The 15,253-nt window shown below is 64.3% G+C and carries 15 protein-coding genes and 1 pseudogene; 3 read left to right on the plus strand and 13 right to left on the minus strand.

What is annotated here, in order from left to right:
* Positions 1 to 9 precede the first annotated feature (9 nt).
* The 4 genes from EJ073_RS07650 to EJ073_RS07665 form a co-directional block, all read right to left on the minus strand.
* Positions 10 to 900, minus strand: coding sequence for an ankyrin repeat domain-containing protein (locus EJ073_RS07650; protein WP_126055181.1), 891 nt, complete (start codon positions 898 to 900; stop codon positions 10 to 12).
* A gap of 181 nt (positions 901 to 1,081) precedes the next feature.
* On the minus strand, positions 1,082 to 1,540 hold the full coding sequence (locus EJ073_RS07655; RefSeq protein ID WP_126055182.1) for a CoA-binding protein: 459 nt from the start codon (positions 1,538 to 1,540) through the stop codon (positions 1,082 to 1,084).
* Positions 1,537 to 1,908 carry a 2Fe-2S iron-sulfur cluster-binding protein gene (locus EJ073_RS07660; protein ID WP_126055183.1) on the minus strand — a complete coding sequence of 124 codons (372 nt, stop codon included), beginning with the start codon at positions 1,906 to 1,908 and terminating at the stop codon, positions 1,537 to 1,539. Before EJ073_RS07660 ends, EJ073_RS07655 begins: the two co-directional genes overlap by 4 nt.
* Entirely contained in the window at positions 1,905 to 3,260 is a 1,356-nt protein-coding gene (locus tag EJ073_RS07665; RefSeq protein ID WP_126055184.1) for a selenium-binding family protein, read from the minus strand. The genes EJ073_RS07660 and EJ073_RS07665 overlap by 4 nt, the downstream gene beginning before the upstream one ends.
* A 427-nt stretch (positions 3,261 to 3,687) precedes the next feature.
* Between EJ073_RS07665 and EJ073_RS07675 the strand changes: the two genes are divergently transcribed.
* The gene (locus EJ073_RS07675; RefSeq protein ID WP_126055185.1) at positions 3,688 to 3,960 is read left to right on the plus strand and encodes a hypothetical protein; all 273 of its coding nucleotides are present in this window, start codon (positions 3,688 to 3,690) and stop codon (positions 3,958 to 3,960) included.
* A 59-nt stretch (positions 3,961 to 4,019) separates the two neighbouring features.
* On the opposite strand, the gene EJ073_RS32890 is transcribed toward EJ073_RS07675, so the two are convergent.
* The 3 genes and pseudogenes from EJ073_RS32890 to EJ073_RS07685 all read right to left on the minus strand — a co-directional run bounded on the left by EJ073_RS32890 (position 4,020) and on the right by EJ073_RS07685 (position 6,477).
* A complete protein-coding gene (locus EJ073_RS32890) occupies positions 4,020 to 4,424 on the minus strand; it encodes a L,D-transpeptidase (protein ID WP_348627244.1) in 405 nt (134 codons plus the stop codon).
* Between the two features lie 362 nt (positions 4,425 to 4,786).
* A pseudogene (locus EJ073_RS32895) lies at positions 4,787 to 5,020 on the minus strand (hypothetical protein); the annotation flags it as partial.
* A gap of 164 nt (positions 5,021 to 5,184) precedes the next feature.
* The gene (locus EJ073_RS07685) at positions 5,185 to 6,477 is read right to left on the minus strand and encodes a mechanosensitive ion channel domain-containing protein (protein WP_126055186.1); all 1,293 of its coding nucleotides are present in this window, start codon (positions 6,475 to 6,477) and stop codon (positions 5,185 to 5,187) included.
* Positions 6,478 to 6,697: 220 nt separating this feature from the next.
* On the opposite strand from EJ073_RS07685, the gene EJ073_RS07690 reads away from it, so the two are divergent.
* Positions 6,698 to 8,194, plus strand: a complete 1,497-nt coding sequence (locus EJ073_RS07690; RefSeq protein WP_126055187.1) for an ATP-binding protein — start codon at positions 6,698 to 6,700, stop codon at positions 8,192 to 8,194.
* Between the two features lie 58 nt (positions 8,195 to 8,252).
* Here EJ073_RS07690 and EJ073_RS07695 read toward each other — a convergent pair whose 3' ends face one another.
* The 6 genes from EJ073_RS07695 to EJ073_RS07720 all read right to left on the minus strand — a co-directional run bounded on the left by EJ073_RS07695 (position 8,253) and on the right by EJ073_RS07720 (position 14,720).
* A complete protein-coding gene (locus tag EJ073_RS07695) occupies positions 8,253 to 9,239 on the minus strand; it encodes a substrate-binding domain-containing protein (RefSeq protein ID WP_126055188.1) in 987 nt (328 codons plus the stop codon).
* 79 nt (positions 9,240 to 9,318) lie between these two features.
* Entirely contained in the window at positions 9,319 to 10,392 is a 1,074-nt protein-coding gene (locus EJ073_RS07700) for an ABC transporter permease (RefSeq protein ID WP_245455491.1), read from the minus strand.
* Positions 10,392 to 11,909 (minus strand): sugar ABC transporter ATP-binding protein, encoded by a 1,518-nt coding sequence (locus EJ073_RS07705; RefSeq protein WP_126055189.1) that lies wholly within the window; start codon positions 11,907 to 11,909, stop codon positions 10,392 to 10,394. The genes EJ073_RS07700 and EJ073_RS07705 overlap by 1 nt, the downstream gene beginning before the upstream one ends.
* Complete coding sequence (locus EJ073_RS07710) at positions 11,906 to 12,910, minus strand: LacI family DNA-binding transcriptional regulator (RefSeq protein ID WP_245455492.1); 1,005 nt, start codon at positions 12,908 to 12,910, stop codon at positions 11,906 to 11,908. The genes EJ073_RS07705 and EJ073_RS07710 overlap by 4 nt, the downstream gene beginning before the upstream one ends.
* A 162-nt stretch (positions 12,911 to 13,072) precedes the next feature.
* Positions 13,073 to 14,299 (minus strand): anion transporter, encoded by a 1,227-nt coding sequence (locus EJ073_RS07715; protein WP_126055191.1) that lies wholly within the window; start codon positions 14,297 to 14,299, stop codon positions 13,073 to 13,075.
* A 175-nt stretch (positions 14,300 to 14,474) separates the two neighbouring features.
* Entirely contained in the window at positions 14,475 to 14,720 is a 246-nt protein-coding gene (locus EJ073_RS07720; protein WP_126055192.1) for a hypothetical protein, read from the minus strand.
* Between the two features lie 268 nt (positions 14,721 to 14,988).
* Here EJ073_RS07720 and EJ073_RS07725 point away from each other — a divergent pair, with 268 nt between their 5' ends.
* On the plus strand, positions 14,989 to 15,249 hold the full coding sequence (locus EJ073_RS07725) for a hypothetical protein (RefSeq protein WP_126055193.1): 261 nt from the start codon (positions 14,989 to 14,991) through the stop codon (positions 15,247 to 15,249).
* The last annotated feature ends 4 nt before the right edge of the window (positions 15,250 to 15,253 follow it).

The following is a 15,253-nucleotide window of genomic DNA, read 5'->3' on the forward strand; positions in this document are numbered from 1 at the left end:
ATCATCGATTCAGGGCAGCGGGATCGGCTTGTCACTGAGTGTGCGCAAGTAGGCGATCAGGTTGACCCGTTCGGTCTCGTCCGGGACGCCAGGCGTCTCCATCTTAACGCCCGGCGTGGTAAGCATAGGCCCGAAGAGATATCTGTTCAGGTCCTCGTACGTCCATAGCCCCTCCCAGCCCAGCAAGGTATCGGAGTAACGCATGTCTGCCACGGATGCCTTGTCGCGGCCGACGACGCTCCATAAGTTGGGTCCTATCTTGTTCCCTCCCTGCGGTTCGGCAGTGTGGCAACTGACACACACGCGGGCGAAGTAGGTTCGACCTTTCTCGACATCGGCAGAAGCCAATTTCATTGAGATCGGAGCCGGTGTTGGCAAGACAACCCCGTGCGACAAAAGATAGGCGGCAATTTCGGCTTGCCCCCGGCTCTTTGCGATATGGAGCGGCGTCTTGCCGCCCGTTGTCTTCGCATTCACGTCTGCGCCGGCCTCGACCAGCGCCCTCACACAATCGAGACAATCGAGAGTGACGGCGACGTGGAGGGCGGATTCGCTGTCACGGTTGGAATTTGGATCTGCATTCCGCTCCAGCAACAGATTTAACAGATCGATCTTGTCTTTCCCCACGGCCGCCATCAGCGGAGGGCCCCAAGCCGTCTGGGCGTTGACGTCCGCACCACGTTCTATGAGCAATTTTGCCGCATCGATGTGGCCCAGCATCACCGCAAGATAGAGCGGCGTGGCAGTGCCATCGCTCTCATCTATTCCGGCACCTGCATCGAGTGCCGCCGTGATCGCCGCGACATCGCCCTCCATGGCGGCGTCGTGGATGGCGGCGGCATGCGATACAATCGGAATGTGTGCAAGCACTAACAGAATGAAAAGCAAGAACCCGCGCATTAGCATCTCCCAAGGCAAGCCTGAGGATCCGGCACGATTTCGAGATTGCAAAGTCTATCTCAAAATCCCCGATCGCGACAATGGCTTCGGGTGTATGAGCCCACGGCCTAGCAGAACCAACGCCCAACACCAAAGGGACCAGGTTGGTCACCGCCGACACGCCGAATTACGTGACCTGCGATCATATCCCCAAATGCAGCTTCGGCTTCCAGAAGGGGCGGAACAATTCGATCTTGGGACAGCGGTTCATCACCACTTTCAAGCCCGCCTCCTCCGCCAGCCGGGCGGCAGCATCATCCCTCACCCCGATCTGGCCCCACAGCACCTTGGCATTGATGGCGATGGCCTCCTGCGCGACCTCCAGCAGATCTTCGGAGCGGCGGAAAACCTCGACCATGTCGACGGGCCGGTCGATGGCCGCCAGCGAGGGATACACTTTAAGCCCTCGAATTTCCTCCACGCCGGAACTGGGATTGACCGGGATCATGTCGTAGCCGGTTTCGTGCAGCACCCTCAGGACACCATAGGAAAACTTGGTTTTGTCGGGGCTGGCGCCCACCATCGCGATGGTTTTGACCGATTTCAGGATCTCCTGCAGATAAGCCTCCGGATAGGGCTCATCATGGTTCATATGGGTCATTTCTTGTCGTCCAGCGGGGTCGCAATATCGGCTTTCAATTCATGCGCGGCCAGGGGGTCGAGGAACGGGTTGCGATAGAGCCTGTCGTGGCTTTCGACGCCGACCTCCAGCGTGCAGTCGCTCAGCGGGCGGGCAACGCAGAGGATGATGTAGCCATTGGCGATCTGGCGGTTGTTCAGCGCCACCTGCGCCTTCTGATCGACCTTGCCGCTGATCATCTTGGCCGCGCAGCTTATGCAGCCGCCATATTTGCAGCCATAGGGCAGGTCCACGCCCTGCTCGCGCAGGCTCTGCAAGAGCGGCTTGCGGCGATCGACCTCAAAGGCCGCGCCGCCCTGGTTGGCGAGCGTGATGGTGAAGCTGGTCATACCCAGATGTCGCTCGTGCAATCACCGCCGGGATAACGGGTTTCGTGACAGCGGCTTGGTCCATTCGGTTCCTTGCCGAAATCGACGACAAAGCGCGGATCGATTGCCATGCCGCCGTTTTCGGTATCGCAATTGACCATCAGCATGCAGCCGCCATTGGTGCGGATTTCCGGATAGAACTGGTTGTCCCAGGTCGAGAACAGTGAGGTCGTCACATAGAGCCGCTTGCCATCGAGGCTGAGCTGTATCATCTGCGGCCCGCCGGTGACTTTGACGCCATTGACCTCGGGAGCGCGGCCGAGCAGTCCGCCCATCCACACCTGCCCGGTCAGCCTGGCGTTGTGCGGGTCGGAGATGTCGTACTGGCGGATGTCGCCATGCAGCCAGTTGCACAGATAGAGGTACCTGTCGTCCATGCTGAGCAGGATGACCGAGATCACGCCGGGTATCGGGATCGGCCATTCGGGATGCGGCTCATTGTCGACGTCGACAATCTTTTCCCATTGCCAGTCGCCCGCCGCGTCCTTCCACCAATGGATGATGTTGGCGGAAAGCGCCGCGCCGACAAAACCGTGGCTGCTGTCGGGATTGTGATGGAAGCGCACTTCCAGCGGGATCAGGCCATCCTCACCAAGATAGAATGTCTGCCTTGGCTCCTTCTTCTCGAAATCCCAGAAATGGATCTCGCGGCCATATTTCAGATGACCGACCTCTTCGAGGTCGAACCCGGGCATGAAGGTGTTGGGCGCGGCCCATTCCGAGCTGACCATCACGTTGTGCCGCGGCTGGTACCAGAAATCATAGCCGAACTTGATGCCGCCCATGGAGTTTTCCCAGCGGCCGACGATCTCGAACTCCTTGCTGAGCTGCAGATAGCCGCCGGGGGCATTGCCTTGCGCGTCGCCAAGCATGGAGACGATGATATCCGAGCCGAGGCAATGCACCGTGTGCGGCGCCGAAAGATTGGTCCTGGCTTTGATCTCGGCGCCGTCGATGACCTTGAACAGGGTCGGATTGCGCGGATCGGTGCCGCAATCGACAATATGCAGATTGGACGAGCGCACACCCGGCACAATCAGGTATTTCCGCTCCATGCTGGCATCGCCATGGCACGACGAGCAGGCATTCCAGCCCGAGTGATGCAGCTCATCGCCGATGCCCGGCATTTGCAGGCGTGAAATCACCTGGCTGTAGGTCGGGCTCTGCGGGTCGACATCGATGGTGCACAGATAGTCCGGCTTCTGAATGCCCGTGCCGGTGTAGATGGCAATCGTATAAAGCAGCTTTTCGCGCGGTGCCCGCATCGCCTCGGCGGGAGAAGCATAGCCCGGTCCACAGCAATGATTGGTCATGGGCACTTCCCTCTGAACAGGTCACCGGCCGGCCCCAAAGGAGGTCAGGCTGGAATGTTAGTGCATGCTTGGCGCTGGCGCTACGGTGGTGTTCGGTGAAGCGCAGCGCGATGTCCAACCCGGCGACCCAGCACCGAGCGGCGGAACAGCGGTCGTTCTCGCGCGTTATTCCATTAGGAGTAACTAATGTGCGTTTCGTGGTCGTCCAAGAGCCGACCGACACTTGGGCCGTGTTTGACACGATCGCTGACGAGCCCGCGGGTTTCGCAAGCCAATGCCTCATTGGGTTGACGCGTGAAGAGGCTGAGTGGTTGGCGTCAAGGTGCAATCAACAAATGTCGCGAAACGTTCGGCGCGTTCAGGACACGCCGCGGAACGTTGTGCCACTGATGGCGAGTGTGAATGAAACGATTCGTCGGCAGGCCACATGATGACCGAAGAAGCGATGGCTGCTGTTTTGGCAGTCAGGAACACGGCAGCCGAGATCCTGGGTGTAGTTGACAGCGCCAACAAAACCGATGCCGCTGTCGACGTCCGCCGTCTGGGTGAGGCCGTCCAGTTCCTCGCCAACGCTCCAATCCTTGGCTACGATGTTCGCGCGGCCATGGTTTTGTACGGCGACCTCGGGACGCCAACGCTTCGCGCCAGAGATTGCGAGCAGTTGTGGGCCAAATACGGAAAGGCCCTGCTCGCGTATTGATGAGATCAGATTGGAATGACCTCATCGGCTGCTGAAACGCGCGCCGCAAACGCGCGAGCCTACTGAGACGTGTCGCCCGCGTTCGCCATTTCGTCCTTGAAGCTCACCTTTGTGCTTTTCCGCACCATGGCGGCGAGGTCCTCGGCATCCCAGTTGGTCAGCCTGATGCAGCCATGCGAGAAGGTTAAGCCGATCTTGCCGGGTTCGGGCGTGCCGTGAATGCCGTAGCTTTCAATGGAGAGATCGATCCAAACCGAGCCCACGGGATTGTTGGGGCCGGCCGCAATGGTGAACGGCCGCTTGGCCTTGACTCCCTTGAAAGCGAAGTCCGGATCGTAGTGATAGGTCGGATTGCGCACCACGCGCTTGACCTCCGCCTCGCCATTCGGCGCCGGCTTCTCGGCGCTGCCAATGGAAGCGGGGAAGACTGCGAGCCATTTGCCGGAAGGATCAAGCACGCGCACCTGGCGGGCGCCCTTGTCGACCTCGACGCCGGCAATGGCGGCGGGAGGATCCCCCGGCCAACATCCGGCACCAGCAATTTCGTGCCGGCCTTCCTGAAGCCGATGCCAGGATTGAGCCGCCTGAGCAATTGCTCGCTGATATGGAAGCGCTCCGCCAGCCTCTCCGTGGCATTGTGATAGCCGAGCCTCGGCAGGCGGGCCATCCGCTCCATGCGGGCCGGGATATGCCTGGTAAAAGGTCCGCGCACATCCTTGCGCGTCAGCTCATAGGTCACCAGAGCCGGGCTCGCGGAGGTTGCCATCAGCCTGTCCCAGGTCTCGCGCGTGAGCTTGCCATCGGACGGCAATCCATTCGCCGTCTGAAAGGCCCTGACCGCCCTGGCGAAATTTTCTGATGCACGGCCCTCGATCAGGCCTGGCGAGAAGCGGGCGCGATCCAGAAGAATCTCTGCCTTCAGCAGGACGGGGCTGAAGCCTTTCGGTTCCTCGGCGGTGAATTGCGCCTCGTTGACGGTGGCTGGGTCCAGCTTGGCCGCCCCTGCCCCGCCGCAAGCGAGGGCAAGCGCCACAGCGACCAACAGAACGAGCCGGGGCATCGATGTCACTCCACGAAAACCTGCTTGTATTATGACGCGGCAGGGCTCTTCTGGTTCCGTTCACTCACAGCTGCAGGGCAGAACCTGACCAGATGAGGCACTCCAGCCGGCGATGAAATGGCGAGGGTCTTGCAATCTCGCGATGCGACGCCCGGCCGCCGTCCTTATCGCCCGCTCGGCGCGCCCGGCTTCATGATAATCTCGCGATGCGGATACGGAATGCTGATGCCGTTGGCCTTGAACGTGTCCCACAGCGCCAGCAGCACCTTGCCACGCACGTTGGTCAGGCCTTGCTGGGGGTCGCGGATCCAGAAGCGCAGGACGAAGTTCAGCGAGGAGTCGCCGAAGTCGGTCAGCCAGCAGACTGGCCGCCGATCGGCCTCGACCCGGCCCACGCTGATCGCCGCCTCGATCGCCAGTTCGCTGACCTTGTGCGGGTCGGCGTCGTAGGAGACGCCGAAATTCACGTCGAGCCGCACCAGGTTGTCGCTGAACGACCAGTTGATGACCCGCTGGGTGATGAAGTCCTCGTTGGGGATGAGGAACTCGCGGCCGTCGCGCGTCACCACCGAGACGAAGCGCGCCCGCAATTCGCGGATCCAGCCGAACGTGCCTTCGAGCGAGATCGTGTCGCCAGGCTTGATCGACTTGTCGAGCAGGATGATCACGCCGGAGACGAAGTTGGAGACGACCTTCTGCAGCCCGAAGGCGAGGCCGACGCCGACGGCGCCGGAAAACACCGTCAGCGCCGTCAGGTCGAGGCCGACGGCGGAAAGCGCGACGGCGCCGGCCACCAGCACGAGGCCGATCTTGGCCACCTTGCCGACGAGGACGCGGATCGACGGCGTCAGTTCCTCGGAGAGGCGGACGCGCTCGTCGATGTAATTGCCGACGACCACCGCCAGCCAGACCGTCGCGACCAGGAGCAGCGCCGCCTTCAGCACCATGAGCGCCGAAAGCCGGACCGCGCCAAGCGGGATCGCGAGGCTGTCGAGGACGGTGGCCGCGTCATCGCTGATGTGCAGGATGACAAGGGCCGCATAGATCCAGGCCAGCCAGCCCAGCGTGCGCGCGACGAGGCGGTTGCGGATGATGCGCGACAGCACCGTCGCGAACAGCCACGCCAGCGCGAGCAGGAGCGCGACCTGGATGAGATGGGTGCGGCTTGGCCAGGTGACGGCGCGCAGCAGGCTGAGCGCGGCAAACAGGAAAAGCGTAAACAGGATCCAGTCTGTGCGCCGCAGCAGGGCGATCACCACCCGCAAGAGCCCGGGATGGCCCTTGATCTGGCGTGCCTGGCCCTCCACCAGCGGCTCGACGCGCAGCGCCGCGAGCTTAGCCAGCGCGAATAGCGCGGCGATGATGCCGACCTGATAGACGAACCACGGCGTGGCGGCATAGTCGAACCATCCGCCGGCCCAGGCCAGCGACCGATCGATGGCGTCGCGAAAATCCATTTGCCACGACCACTTGGCTAAGGAACTGCAACTTGTGATCCACAATGTCGCCGGGCTTGGCAATGGTCAAGCAGAGCTTGGCTGCGTGCTCGGGGTTTGCGCGACCAGGCGTAAGCGGTCACCGAAGAGCTGGGGAACAACGGCCCGTCCATGTCCGGCGCGCTCGACCCGCCGCGCTTCGGTTGATAAGGCCCGCAGGGAAACTTTTTCGAGTCGACAGATGACGGTTGCGATCGAGATGGGCGAGACGAGCGCGGGGGCCACGGCGGCGCTCGACCTCGAGGAGCTTTTGGCGACCCGCCTTCTGGTGCAGGGCAATTCCGGCTCCGGCAAGTCGCATCTCTTGCGCCGGCTGCTCGAACAGAGCGCGCCCTGGGTGCAGCAGACCATCATCGATCCCGAGGGCGACTTCGTCTCGCTCGCCGAGCGCTTCGGCCATCTGGTGATCGATGCCGAGGAGCATACCGAGCGCGGCCTGCAGGCGGCCGGCGAGCGGGCGCGCATCCACCGCGTCTCCACCGTGCTCAACCTCGAAGGGCTCGACGCCGAGAACCAGATGCGGCGCGCCGCCGCCTTCCTCGGCGGGCTGTTCGAGGTCGCGCGCGACCACTGGTATCCGATGCTGGTGGTGGTGGACGAGGCGCAGCTCTTCGCGCCCGCGGTGGCGGGCGAGGTTTCGGACGAGGCGCGAAAACTCTCGCTCGGCGCGATGACCAATTTGATGTGCCGCGGCCGCAAGCGCGGGCTTGCCGGCATCATCGCCACGCAGCGGCTGGCGAAGCTTGCCAAGAACGTCGCGGCGGAAGCCTCCAACTTCCTGATGGGCCGCACCTTCCTCGACATCGACATGGCGCGCGCCGCCGATCTGCTCGGCATGGAGCGGCGGCAGGCGGAAGCCTTTCGCGACCTCGAGCGCGGCCAGTTCATGGCGCTGGGTCCCGCGCTGTCGCGCCGGCCGCTCGGCCTGCGCATCGGCCCGACCGATACAAAACCGCGCAACGGCACGCCGCGCCTGATGCCGCTGCCGGAGGCCGCGTTGGAGGACGCGCGCGCGATCATCCTCGCCGCGCCGCCGCCCGAGACGGTGCGGCCGCTGCGCCGGGCGCCCTCGCCCGACCTGCTCGACCAGTTGATGGCGGCGAAGTCGGCGGCGCTGGAGATTCGCCCCGAGCCGGCCGAGCCGGCACCGAGCGCCGAGGACCTGGCCGAGCGGCGCGAACGGATGGACCGCGTGCTCGGCGCCGTGCTGGCCGAGCCCGACGCGGGTTTTCGCGTCGTCGGCGTGCTCTATCAGGAGTTTGTCGTCCGCTGCCGCATCGAGGGGCTGGCCTCGGTCGTGCCCGACCTTGCCGAGTTCCGCCGAATGCTGACGCGGGCGCGGGCCGGCCTCGGCTCCGAAATGGCGGAGGACGATGCCTGGCGCGACGTCTCGGTGCGCGCCTCGCTGCTGCCCGAGGACATGCAGGGCGTCTTCATGATGATCGCCCGCGCGGCCAAGGAGGGCCGGCCGTGCCCGAGCGACGCGGCGATCGCGCGCGCCTATGGCTCGCACTCGCTGCGCCGCGCGCGCCGCCTGCTCACCTATATCGAGGAGCAGGGCCTGATCGTCTGCCAGCTCGACGGCACCGGCCGGCGCACGGTGACGCTGGTCGAGCTCGCCTGGGCGACGGCGCCGGGCGATCCGAATGCGGAAGAGGCGGAGCTAGGCGTTTCGTGACGAAAACAAGGCCCCTTGCGGGGCCTTGCCTTATTACCCACCGAAGCTAGCGCCCTGCCTATTTGCCCATCAGCTGCTTGGCGTTCTCGGCGGTGATTGCCGTGGTCTCCACCGTCACCGTCGGCTCCACCGAGGTCGCGCAGTCGAGCAGGATCTTCTTCGACATCTCGATCGCTTCCTTGGCGCCGGTCGGATACGTGAAGGTCGCCGCCCAGTCGCCCTTGGCGACGGCCTCGATGCCGCCGGCCGGACCGGGCAGGCCGTCGGTGCCGATGATCTTGACGTCCTTGCCGGCGCCCTTGGCGGCCAGCAGCGCGCCGGCCGCCATCATGTCGTTCGAGGCGTAGAGCACCTTGATGTCGGGATGCGCCTGCAGCATGGCGGCAAAGGCGGTCTGGGCTTTATCCGGAACCCAGTCGGCGGCCTGCTCGGCGACGACCTGGATCTTGGCGTTCTCCTTCACGCCGTCCTTGAAGCCGTTGAGGCGCTCCACCGCCGGCGTCGAGCTCGGCAGGCCTTCCAGCACCGCCGTCTCGCCACCGTCGGGCAGCAGCGTCTTTGCGGTGTATTTCCCGGCTTCGAGCGCGATCTTGTAATTGTCGCCGCCGATGAAGGCCGTGTAGTCCTTGCCCGGGTCGCCGACCGTCTTGCGGTCGAGCTCGATCACCGGAATGCCGGCATCCATGGCGCGCTTCACGGCCGGCGTCAGCGGCGCTGCTTCGAAGGGCGAGATCAGCAGGATATCAACCTTCTGGGTGATGAAGTTGTCGACCTGCGAGGTCTGCGTGTTGACGTTGCCGGCGCCGTCGGCGATCTGCAGCGTGAACTGCGGAACGTCCTTGGCCGCGGCCGTCAGTTCGTCATTGACGTGCTGGCGATAGGGTTCGGCGTTGTTGGCCTGCGAAAAGCCGATGACGAACTGACCGTCCTTGGCGCAGGCCTTGACCAGCGGCTCGGCGGCCTGTGCGCTGCCGGCGATACACAGGCCGGCGCCTGCCAGAAGCGCGGCCCGAAGGACGCGCGATCCTCTCAACGTGGTTTTCATGCTCACTCTCCTCCTCGTCTGGCCGGGGGCGGACAGACCTGTTTGGTTCAGTCTCGGGGGTATGCTTGCCGCCGGCCTCCTACCTGCCCAATCCCTCGCGGCGGCGAACGAGGGATTGGAGCACTGCCGCCAGCACGATGATCGCGGCGGTCGCGAGCAGCTGCGTGGCGGGGGTGATGTTGTTGAGCTGAAGGATGTTGGCGAGCGCGCCGAGCATGATGGTGCCGGCGACGGTGCCGACCATCGAGCCGGCGCCGCCGAACAGGCTGGTGCCGCCAATGACGACGGCGGCAATCGCCGTCAGCTCATAGCCCATGCCGTCATTGGCGCTGCCGAAGTTGAACTGGCCGGCATGCACGATGCCGGCAAGTGCGGAGGCAAAGCCGGTGATGGCATAGACCGAGATCTTCACCATCGACACCGGCACGCCGGAAATGCGCGCGGCGCGCTCGTTGCCGCCGACGGCAAAGACGTAGCGGCCGAAACGCGTGGTATTGAGCACCACCGTGGCGATCGCGGCAAAGGCGATGAAGACGATGGTCGCCACCGGCACTGTGTTGTCGAACAGCCGCTCGCCCAGCACCGCGAACACCGGCGGCGCCAGGCCCGGGCCCTCGCCATAGGAGATGTTGATGTACTGGTTGCCGGAAACGATGAGCGCCAGGCCGCGCGCCGCCTGCAGGCCGGCCAGCGTAACGATGAACGGCTCCAGCCGGAAGCGGGTGGAGATGGTGCCCTGGACGATGCCGAAGACGATACCCATGGCGAGCACGGCCAGAATGGTCGAGATCAGTCCGAAGCCGCCGGAGATCATCATCGTTGCGGTCACCACGGCGGACAGGCCGAGCACCGCGCCGACCGAGAGGTCGATGCCGGCGGTGATGATGACGAAGGTCATGCCGATGGCGATGATGCCGGTCTCGGACACGGCGCGCACGATGTTGGCGATGTTGTCGGGGTTGAGGAACAAGATCTCGCCATGGCGCCTGGGCGAGAAGATGACGCCGCCGATCGCCACCAGCACCAGGCCGATCAGGCTCTGGAAGCGCACGATGATCGCCAGCGGATCGACGCGCCTCGCCGCAGGAGCAGCGGGTACCGAAGGGCTTGAAGCTGCCGGGCTCGCCGCCACCGAAATCTTCTGGTCCGACATCAGGCCTCCCTGCCGTTTGCCGCGGCAAGCACGGTGTGCTCGTCGACGCCGCCAATGAATTCCGCCACGTTGCGCCCCTGGCGCAGCACCACGATGCGGTCGCAAAGTCCAATCAGCTCCGGCATCTCGCTGGAGGCGACCAATATGCCGAGCCCCTGCGCCGCGAGCGCTCTCAGCCGCGCATAGATTTCGCCCTTGGCGCCGACATCGACGCCGCGGGTCGGCTCGTCGAGGAGCAGCAGGCGCGGGTTGCCGAGAATTTCCTTGGCCAGCACCACCTTCTGCTGGTTGCCGCCCGACAGCGCGCCGACGGATATGTCCGGGTTCTTCGGGCGGATGTCGAACTGGCCGAACGACTGTTTGACCGCCTCGGCCTGGCGGCGCGGCGACATCAGGCCGGCCGGCGAGATGCGGCGGATCACGGACATCACGAGGTTGAGGCCGACGGCCATTCTCAGCATCAGGCCGCTGCCGCGCCGGTCGTCGGTGACGAAGGCGATGCCGGCCTTGCGCGCCGCGTCGATGGAGTCGAGTTTCACGGGCCTGCCGTCGACTGCGACCTCGCCCTGCCAGCGGCCGGCGAGACCGGTGCCGTAGAGCGCGGAAAGCAGTTCGGTGCGCCCTGCTCCCATGATGCCGGCCAGGCCGACGATCTCGCCCTCCCTGACCTCGAGCGAAATGCCGCTCGGCGGCTGCCAGCCGGCGCTTTCCCGGGCGAGCTTGAAGCTGGCATCCTTGAGGCGGAGCAACGTCTTGCCGGCGCTTCTGGCGCGCGCCGGGTAGAGTTCATCGAGCGAGCGGCCGACCAGGAGCCGCACCAGTTCGGCCTGCGGCGCGTGCGGCTCGGTGACCCCGGCGACGCGGCCGTCGCGCATCACCGTCACGCGGTCGGCGATATCAGGGACTTCCTCCAGCCGGTGCGAGATATAGACGATGCCGACGCCGGTCGCGGCGAGCTTGCGCATGATGTCAAACAGACGCTCGACCTCTCCGACGGTGAGTGCCGCCGTCGGCTCGTCCATGATCAGCACGCGGGACGCATAGGACAGCGCCTTGACGATCGCCACCACCTGGCGCTGGCCGATGGAGAAGTCGGCGACAAGGCGCGCGGGGTCGATGGCGAGTTCGATCGCTTCCAGCCGCCGCTTCGCCTCGCGGCGCATCGCCGGCACGTCGAGCAGGCCGCCCGGTCGCATCAATTCGCGCCCGAGGAAGAGGTTCGCCGCGACATCGAGCGAGGGCACGAGGTCGAGTTCCTGGAAGATGGTGGCGATGCCGGCGGCCTGCGCCTCGCGCGGGTTGTTGAAGGTGACCGGCTTGCCGTCGATCTGGATTTCGCCCTCGTCCGGCGAGTAGACGCCCGACAGAAGATTCATCAGCGTCGATTTGCCGGCGCCGTTCTCGCCGAGCAGCGCGTGGATCTCGCCCGGCTTGAGGTCGAAGTCGACGCCGCGCAGCGCCTGCACGCCGCCGAAGCGTTTTACCGCACCTGTGACCGAAAGCAGCGGCGCGCTCATGCCGGCCTCATGGGGGTTGGCCTCGCGCAGGATTGGCGTGCCTGCAGCCTTGCCTGCAGCCGCACGTCGCGCGGCGCTGCATGGCTGGAGGCGATGCGCTCGCTGAGCAGCGCCGCCGCCTGGCGGCCGATCTCGGTGCAGGGCTGCTCGACCAGCGTCAAACGCGGCTCGAAGCAGTCGGCCCATTCGAAATCATCGAAGCCCGCCAGCGACAGGTCGCCGGGGATCGCAAGACCCTTCTCGCGGATGGCGCGGACTGCCCCGATCGTCGTCATGTTGTTGCCGGTAACCAATGCGGTGGGCGGCGTGGCCAGCGACAGGATCGCATGCGTCGATGCCGTGGCGCTCGCCGTGTCGACATTCTCCGGCGAGACATAGTGCGGCAGGCACTCAAGTCCATTGGCGGCGAGCGAGGCGCGGAACGCCTCGATGCGCTCGCGCGTGGTGGCCAGCCCCGGCTGGCCGGCAATGTAGCCGATGCGCTTGTGGCCGAAGGCAGCGACATGGTCGATGAGGGCATGCATCGCCGTGTCGTTCTCGACACCGATCTGGTCGAAGCGGTCGTCAGCGAACCGGTCGATCAGCACGCAGGGCAGCTTCTTCTCGGTAAGATAGTCGATCGCGCGCTCCGGCGAGCCCGACGGCGCCAGGATCACGCCGTCGACGCGGCGCTGGTGGAAGGCGCGCACCACCTGAAGCTCGCGGTCCGGGTCTTCCTGCGTGTCGGACAGAAACACCATCAGGCCGAGCCGCGCACATTCGGCCTCGACCGCGCAGATGATGTCGGTGAAATAGGGATTGGAGATCGCCGAGATGGCGAGCCCGACGCTATTGGTGGTGGACGCCTTCAGCGCGCGTGCCAACTCGTTGGGCTGGTAACCCATCGTGGCAATGGCATCGTTGATCAGCCTGGCCTTCTCGGGCGAGACGAAGCGGGTGCCGTTGACGACGTGTGAGACTGTCGAAACCGAGACGCCGGCGCGGCGCGCGACCTCAGCCATTGTCGGCATGCGTATGGAGTGCCCGCAAGCGCTCCTCCCTTGTATGCGTTTCCCAACCGCTCTTCGGCGGATTTCTTAGAAACCATAGAGCCATCGAAACGTTTGCGCAATCGATTCGACAAAGCCCGCGACAAATTTTGTCGCGGGCTGAAAACTTGGAGATCAGGAGGTGAAAGCCAGCCAGGCCGTGCCGGCGAAAAGCGTGACCAGGGTCAGCGGCAGGCCGACCTCGAAGAAGGCGGAGAAGGAAAGCTCCTTGCCCGCCGCCTTCGCCTGTTCGGCAACGATCAGGTTGGCAACGGAACCGAGCAGCGTGAAATTGCCGGCGAGCGTGGAGCTCATCGCGACCACCAGCCAGGCGCGCTCGGGGTTCTCGAGGCCGGGAATGAAGGGCCTCAGCGCCAGCACCGCCGGCACGTTGCTCATGACGTTGGAGAGCACGGCGGTGAAGCCGGAGAGCCGCCAGACATCGTCGAGCCCGATGTTTTTCGCCCAGGCGATCATATCGGGCGTCAGCAGCGTCTTTTCGGCGCCGGCCACCACCACGAACAGGCCGGCGAACATGAACAGCAACGGGCCGTCGATCTCGCGATAGATGCGATGCGGCTTGATCGCGCGGGTGACGAGCAGGAAGGCGCCGGCAATCAGCGCCGCCTTGGCAACGGCAACGCCGGCGAAGAACGCGACCGCCAGCACGACGCAGACGACTACCGCCTTCAGTACCTGTCCCGGCAGCATGCGGCCGCGATAGACTTCGGGACTGAGCTCCACGGTGCGGGAGAATTCGGCGCGGTAGACGATGCGCAAGATGACGATAACGGCGAGAAGACCGAACAGCGCCACCGGCGCGAGCGCGGCCGAAAAGGCCGGATAGGAAATGCCGGACAGCGCGCCGATCACCATGTTCTGTGGGTTGCCGGTGATGGTGGCGACACTGCCGCAATTGGAGGCGGTGCAGGTGGCAATCAGATAGGGAACCGGGTTGCGGTTGATGACGCGCGTGACGTGGACGACGATCGGCGCCATCACCAGGCAGATTGCGTCATTGACCAGGAAGGCCGAGAGGACGCCGGTCAGCAGCGTCACCATGACCAGGAGCATGAACGGCGCGTGCGCATGCTCGATGGCGAAGCCGCCGAGCGCGCGAAAGGCACCCGAGACCTTCAGATGCGCGACCACGATCATCATGCCGAGCAGCAGCGTGATGGTGTCGAAATTTATGGCGCGGTAGGCGTCCTCCATGCTGATCGCGCCGACGGCGATCATGGCCGCGCCACCGAGCAGCGCGATGCCGGCGCGGTCGAGGCGCAGGCCCGGAAAGCGGCCGACGGCGACACCGGCATAGGTCAGGATGAGGATCAAAAGTGCCGCCGCGCCAGTCCATGTCATTGGCAGAAGTTCCGTCCGAGCTCGCCCCTGCCCGGCAGATTCTGCCCGGCGGCATTCTTCGCTCCACCTTTAGCAAGCGCGCGGCAAAGCGAAAGCGGTTGTGCGGTTGAAACTTTTCGTGCGACCCGACGATAAGGCCGCGGCGTCCGAACAAACAGGCGGGTTTGCTCAGTGGCTAGTCTGCGACCGGCTTGCCCTCGGCGCTATCGTCGCGTTCTGGCTCCAGAATTCCAAACTCCTGCGATTTCAGCCCCTGCTCGGCCTTGAGGAACCCTTCCGCGGCGAGGCCGCGCCGTAGCAGTTCCCGCACGGCCGCCGACCGGCTCGGCATACGCTTTTCGAAGCGCCAGTTTTCCAGCGCAGCCAATTCGTCAGCCGTCAGCATGATCTGGAGTCGTTCAGGTCGTTCCAGTTCGCCCATTTGTGCCTCCGCCAAGACCAAAATGCAGTGAGTTAGTATCTGGCTCACTATCAGCAAAGTTAGGATTTGGCGCACATGCCGTCAAGCGCGACTGATGGGTGATCGGCGCAAAAGCCCAACGATGCGGACAAGACATCGACCAGGCATTCAACAAACTATACTAACTAATTGATTTTATTTCAATATTTTTGACATTATGCTTGCTATCGCGATGTGCCGGGTGCATGCTCGAAAATGAGGAAAAACGCCCCACCGGAAGGCAACTGCCATGCGCGACAGCTATTCAAGCCAATTGCGGGAAGACCTCAACTCCCTGGTCGTGGCGGCGATCCATTCCACGGGCGTGGTCAATGTCGCTATCGTGGCTGAGCGTGTGCGCCTGCGAAACCTCGACGAAAACGTCGCGCGCGAAGACCTCGAATATATGGTCGTGCAAACAGCCGAAATGTATGGGGCAGCCATGGAGTTCGATTGCGCGCTCGTCGTCGAGGTGGCTGAGGGACCCTGTCCGGCGCCGGTTTCCGAGTAAGGAT

The sequence above is a fragment of the Mesorhizobium sp. M4B.F.Ca.ET.058.02.1.1 genome (assembly GCF_003952505.1).
Classification (GTDB): domain Bacteria; phylum Pseudomonadota; class Alphaproteobacteria; order Rhizobiales; family Rhizobiaceae; genus Mesorhizobium.

What these genes read in the sequence shown, in the direction of transcription:
- EJ073_RS07650 (WP_126055181.1), bottom strand. Translation starts at nt 900, where the DNA reads ATGCGCGGGTTCTTGCTTTTCATTCTGTTAGTGCTTGCACACATTCCG.
- EJ073_RS07655 (WP_126055182.1), bottom strand. Translation starts at nt 1,540, where the DNA reads ATGACCCATATGAACCATGATGAGCCCTATCCGGAGGCTTATCTGCAG.
- EJ073_RS07660 (WP_126055183.1), bottom strand. Translation starts at nt 1,908, where the DNA reads ATGACCAGCTTCACCATCACGCTCGCCAACCAGGGCGGCGCGGCCTTT.
- EJ073_RS07665 (WP_126055184.1), bottom strand. Translation starts at nt 3,260, where the DNA reads ATGACCAATCATTGCTGTGGACCGGGCTATGCTTCTCCCGCCGAGGCG.
- EJ073_RS07675 (WP_126055185.1), top strand. Translation starts at nt 3,688, where the DNA reads ATGATGACCGAAGAAGCGATGGCTGCTGTTTTGGCAGTCAGGAACACG.
- EJ073_RS07685 (WP_126055186.1), bottom strand. Translation starts at nt 6,477, where the DNA reads ATGGATTTTCGCGACGCCATCGATCGGTCGCTGGCCTGGGCCGGCGGA.
- EJ073_RS07690 (WP_126055187.1), top strand. Translation starts at nt 6,698, where the DNA reads ATGACGGTTGCGATCGAGATGGGCGAGACGAGCGCGGGGGCCACGGCG.
- EJ073_RS07695 (WP_126055188.1), bottom strand. Translation starts at nt 9,239, where the DNA reads ATGAAAACCACGTTGAGAGGATCGCGCGTCCTTCGGGCCGCGCTTCTG.
- EJ073_RS07700 (WP_245455491.1), bottom strand. Translation starts at nt 10,392, where the DNA reads ATGTCGGACCAGAAGATTTCGGTGGCGGCGAGCCCGGCAGCTTCAAGC.
- EJ073_RS07705 (WP_126055189.1), bottom strand. Translation starts at nt 11,909, where the DNA reads ATGAGCGCGCCGCTGCTTTCGGTCACAGGTGCGGTAAAACGCTTCGGC.
- EJ073_RS07710 (WP_245455492.1), bottom strand. Translation starts at nt 12,910, where the DNA reads ATGGCTGAGGTCGCGCGCCGCGCCGGCGTCTCGGTTTCGACAGTCTCA.
- EJ073_RS07715 (WP_126055191.1), bottom strand. Translation starts at nt 14,299, where the DNA reads ATGACATGGACTGGCGCGGCGGCACTTTTGATCCTCATCCTGACCTAT.
- EJ073_RS07720 (WP_126055192.1), bottom strand. Translation starts at nt 14,720, where the DNA reads ATGGGCGAACTGGAACGACCTGAACGACTCCAGATCATGCTGACGGCT.
- EJ073_RS07725 (WP_126055193.1), top strand. Translation starts at nt 14,989, where the DNA reads ATGCGCGACAGCTATTCAAGCCAATTGCGGGAAGACCTCAACTCCCTG.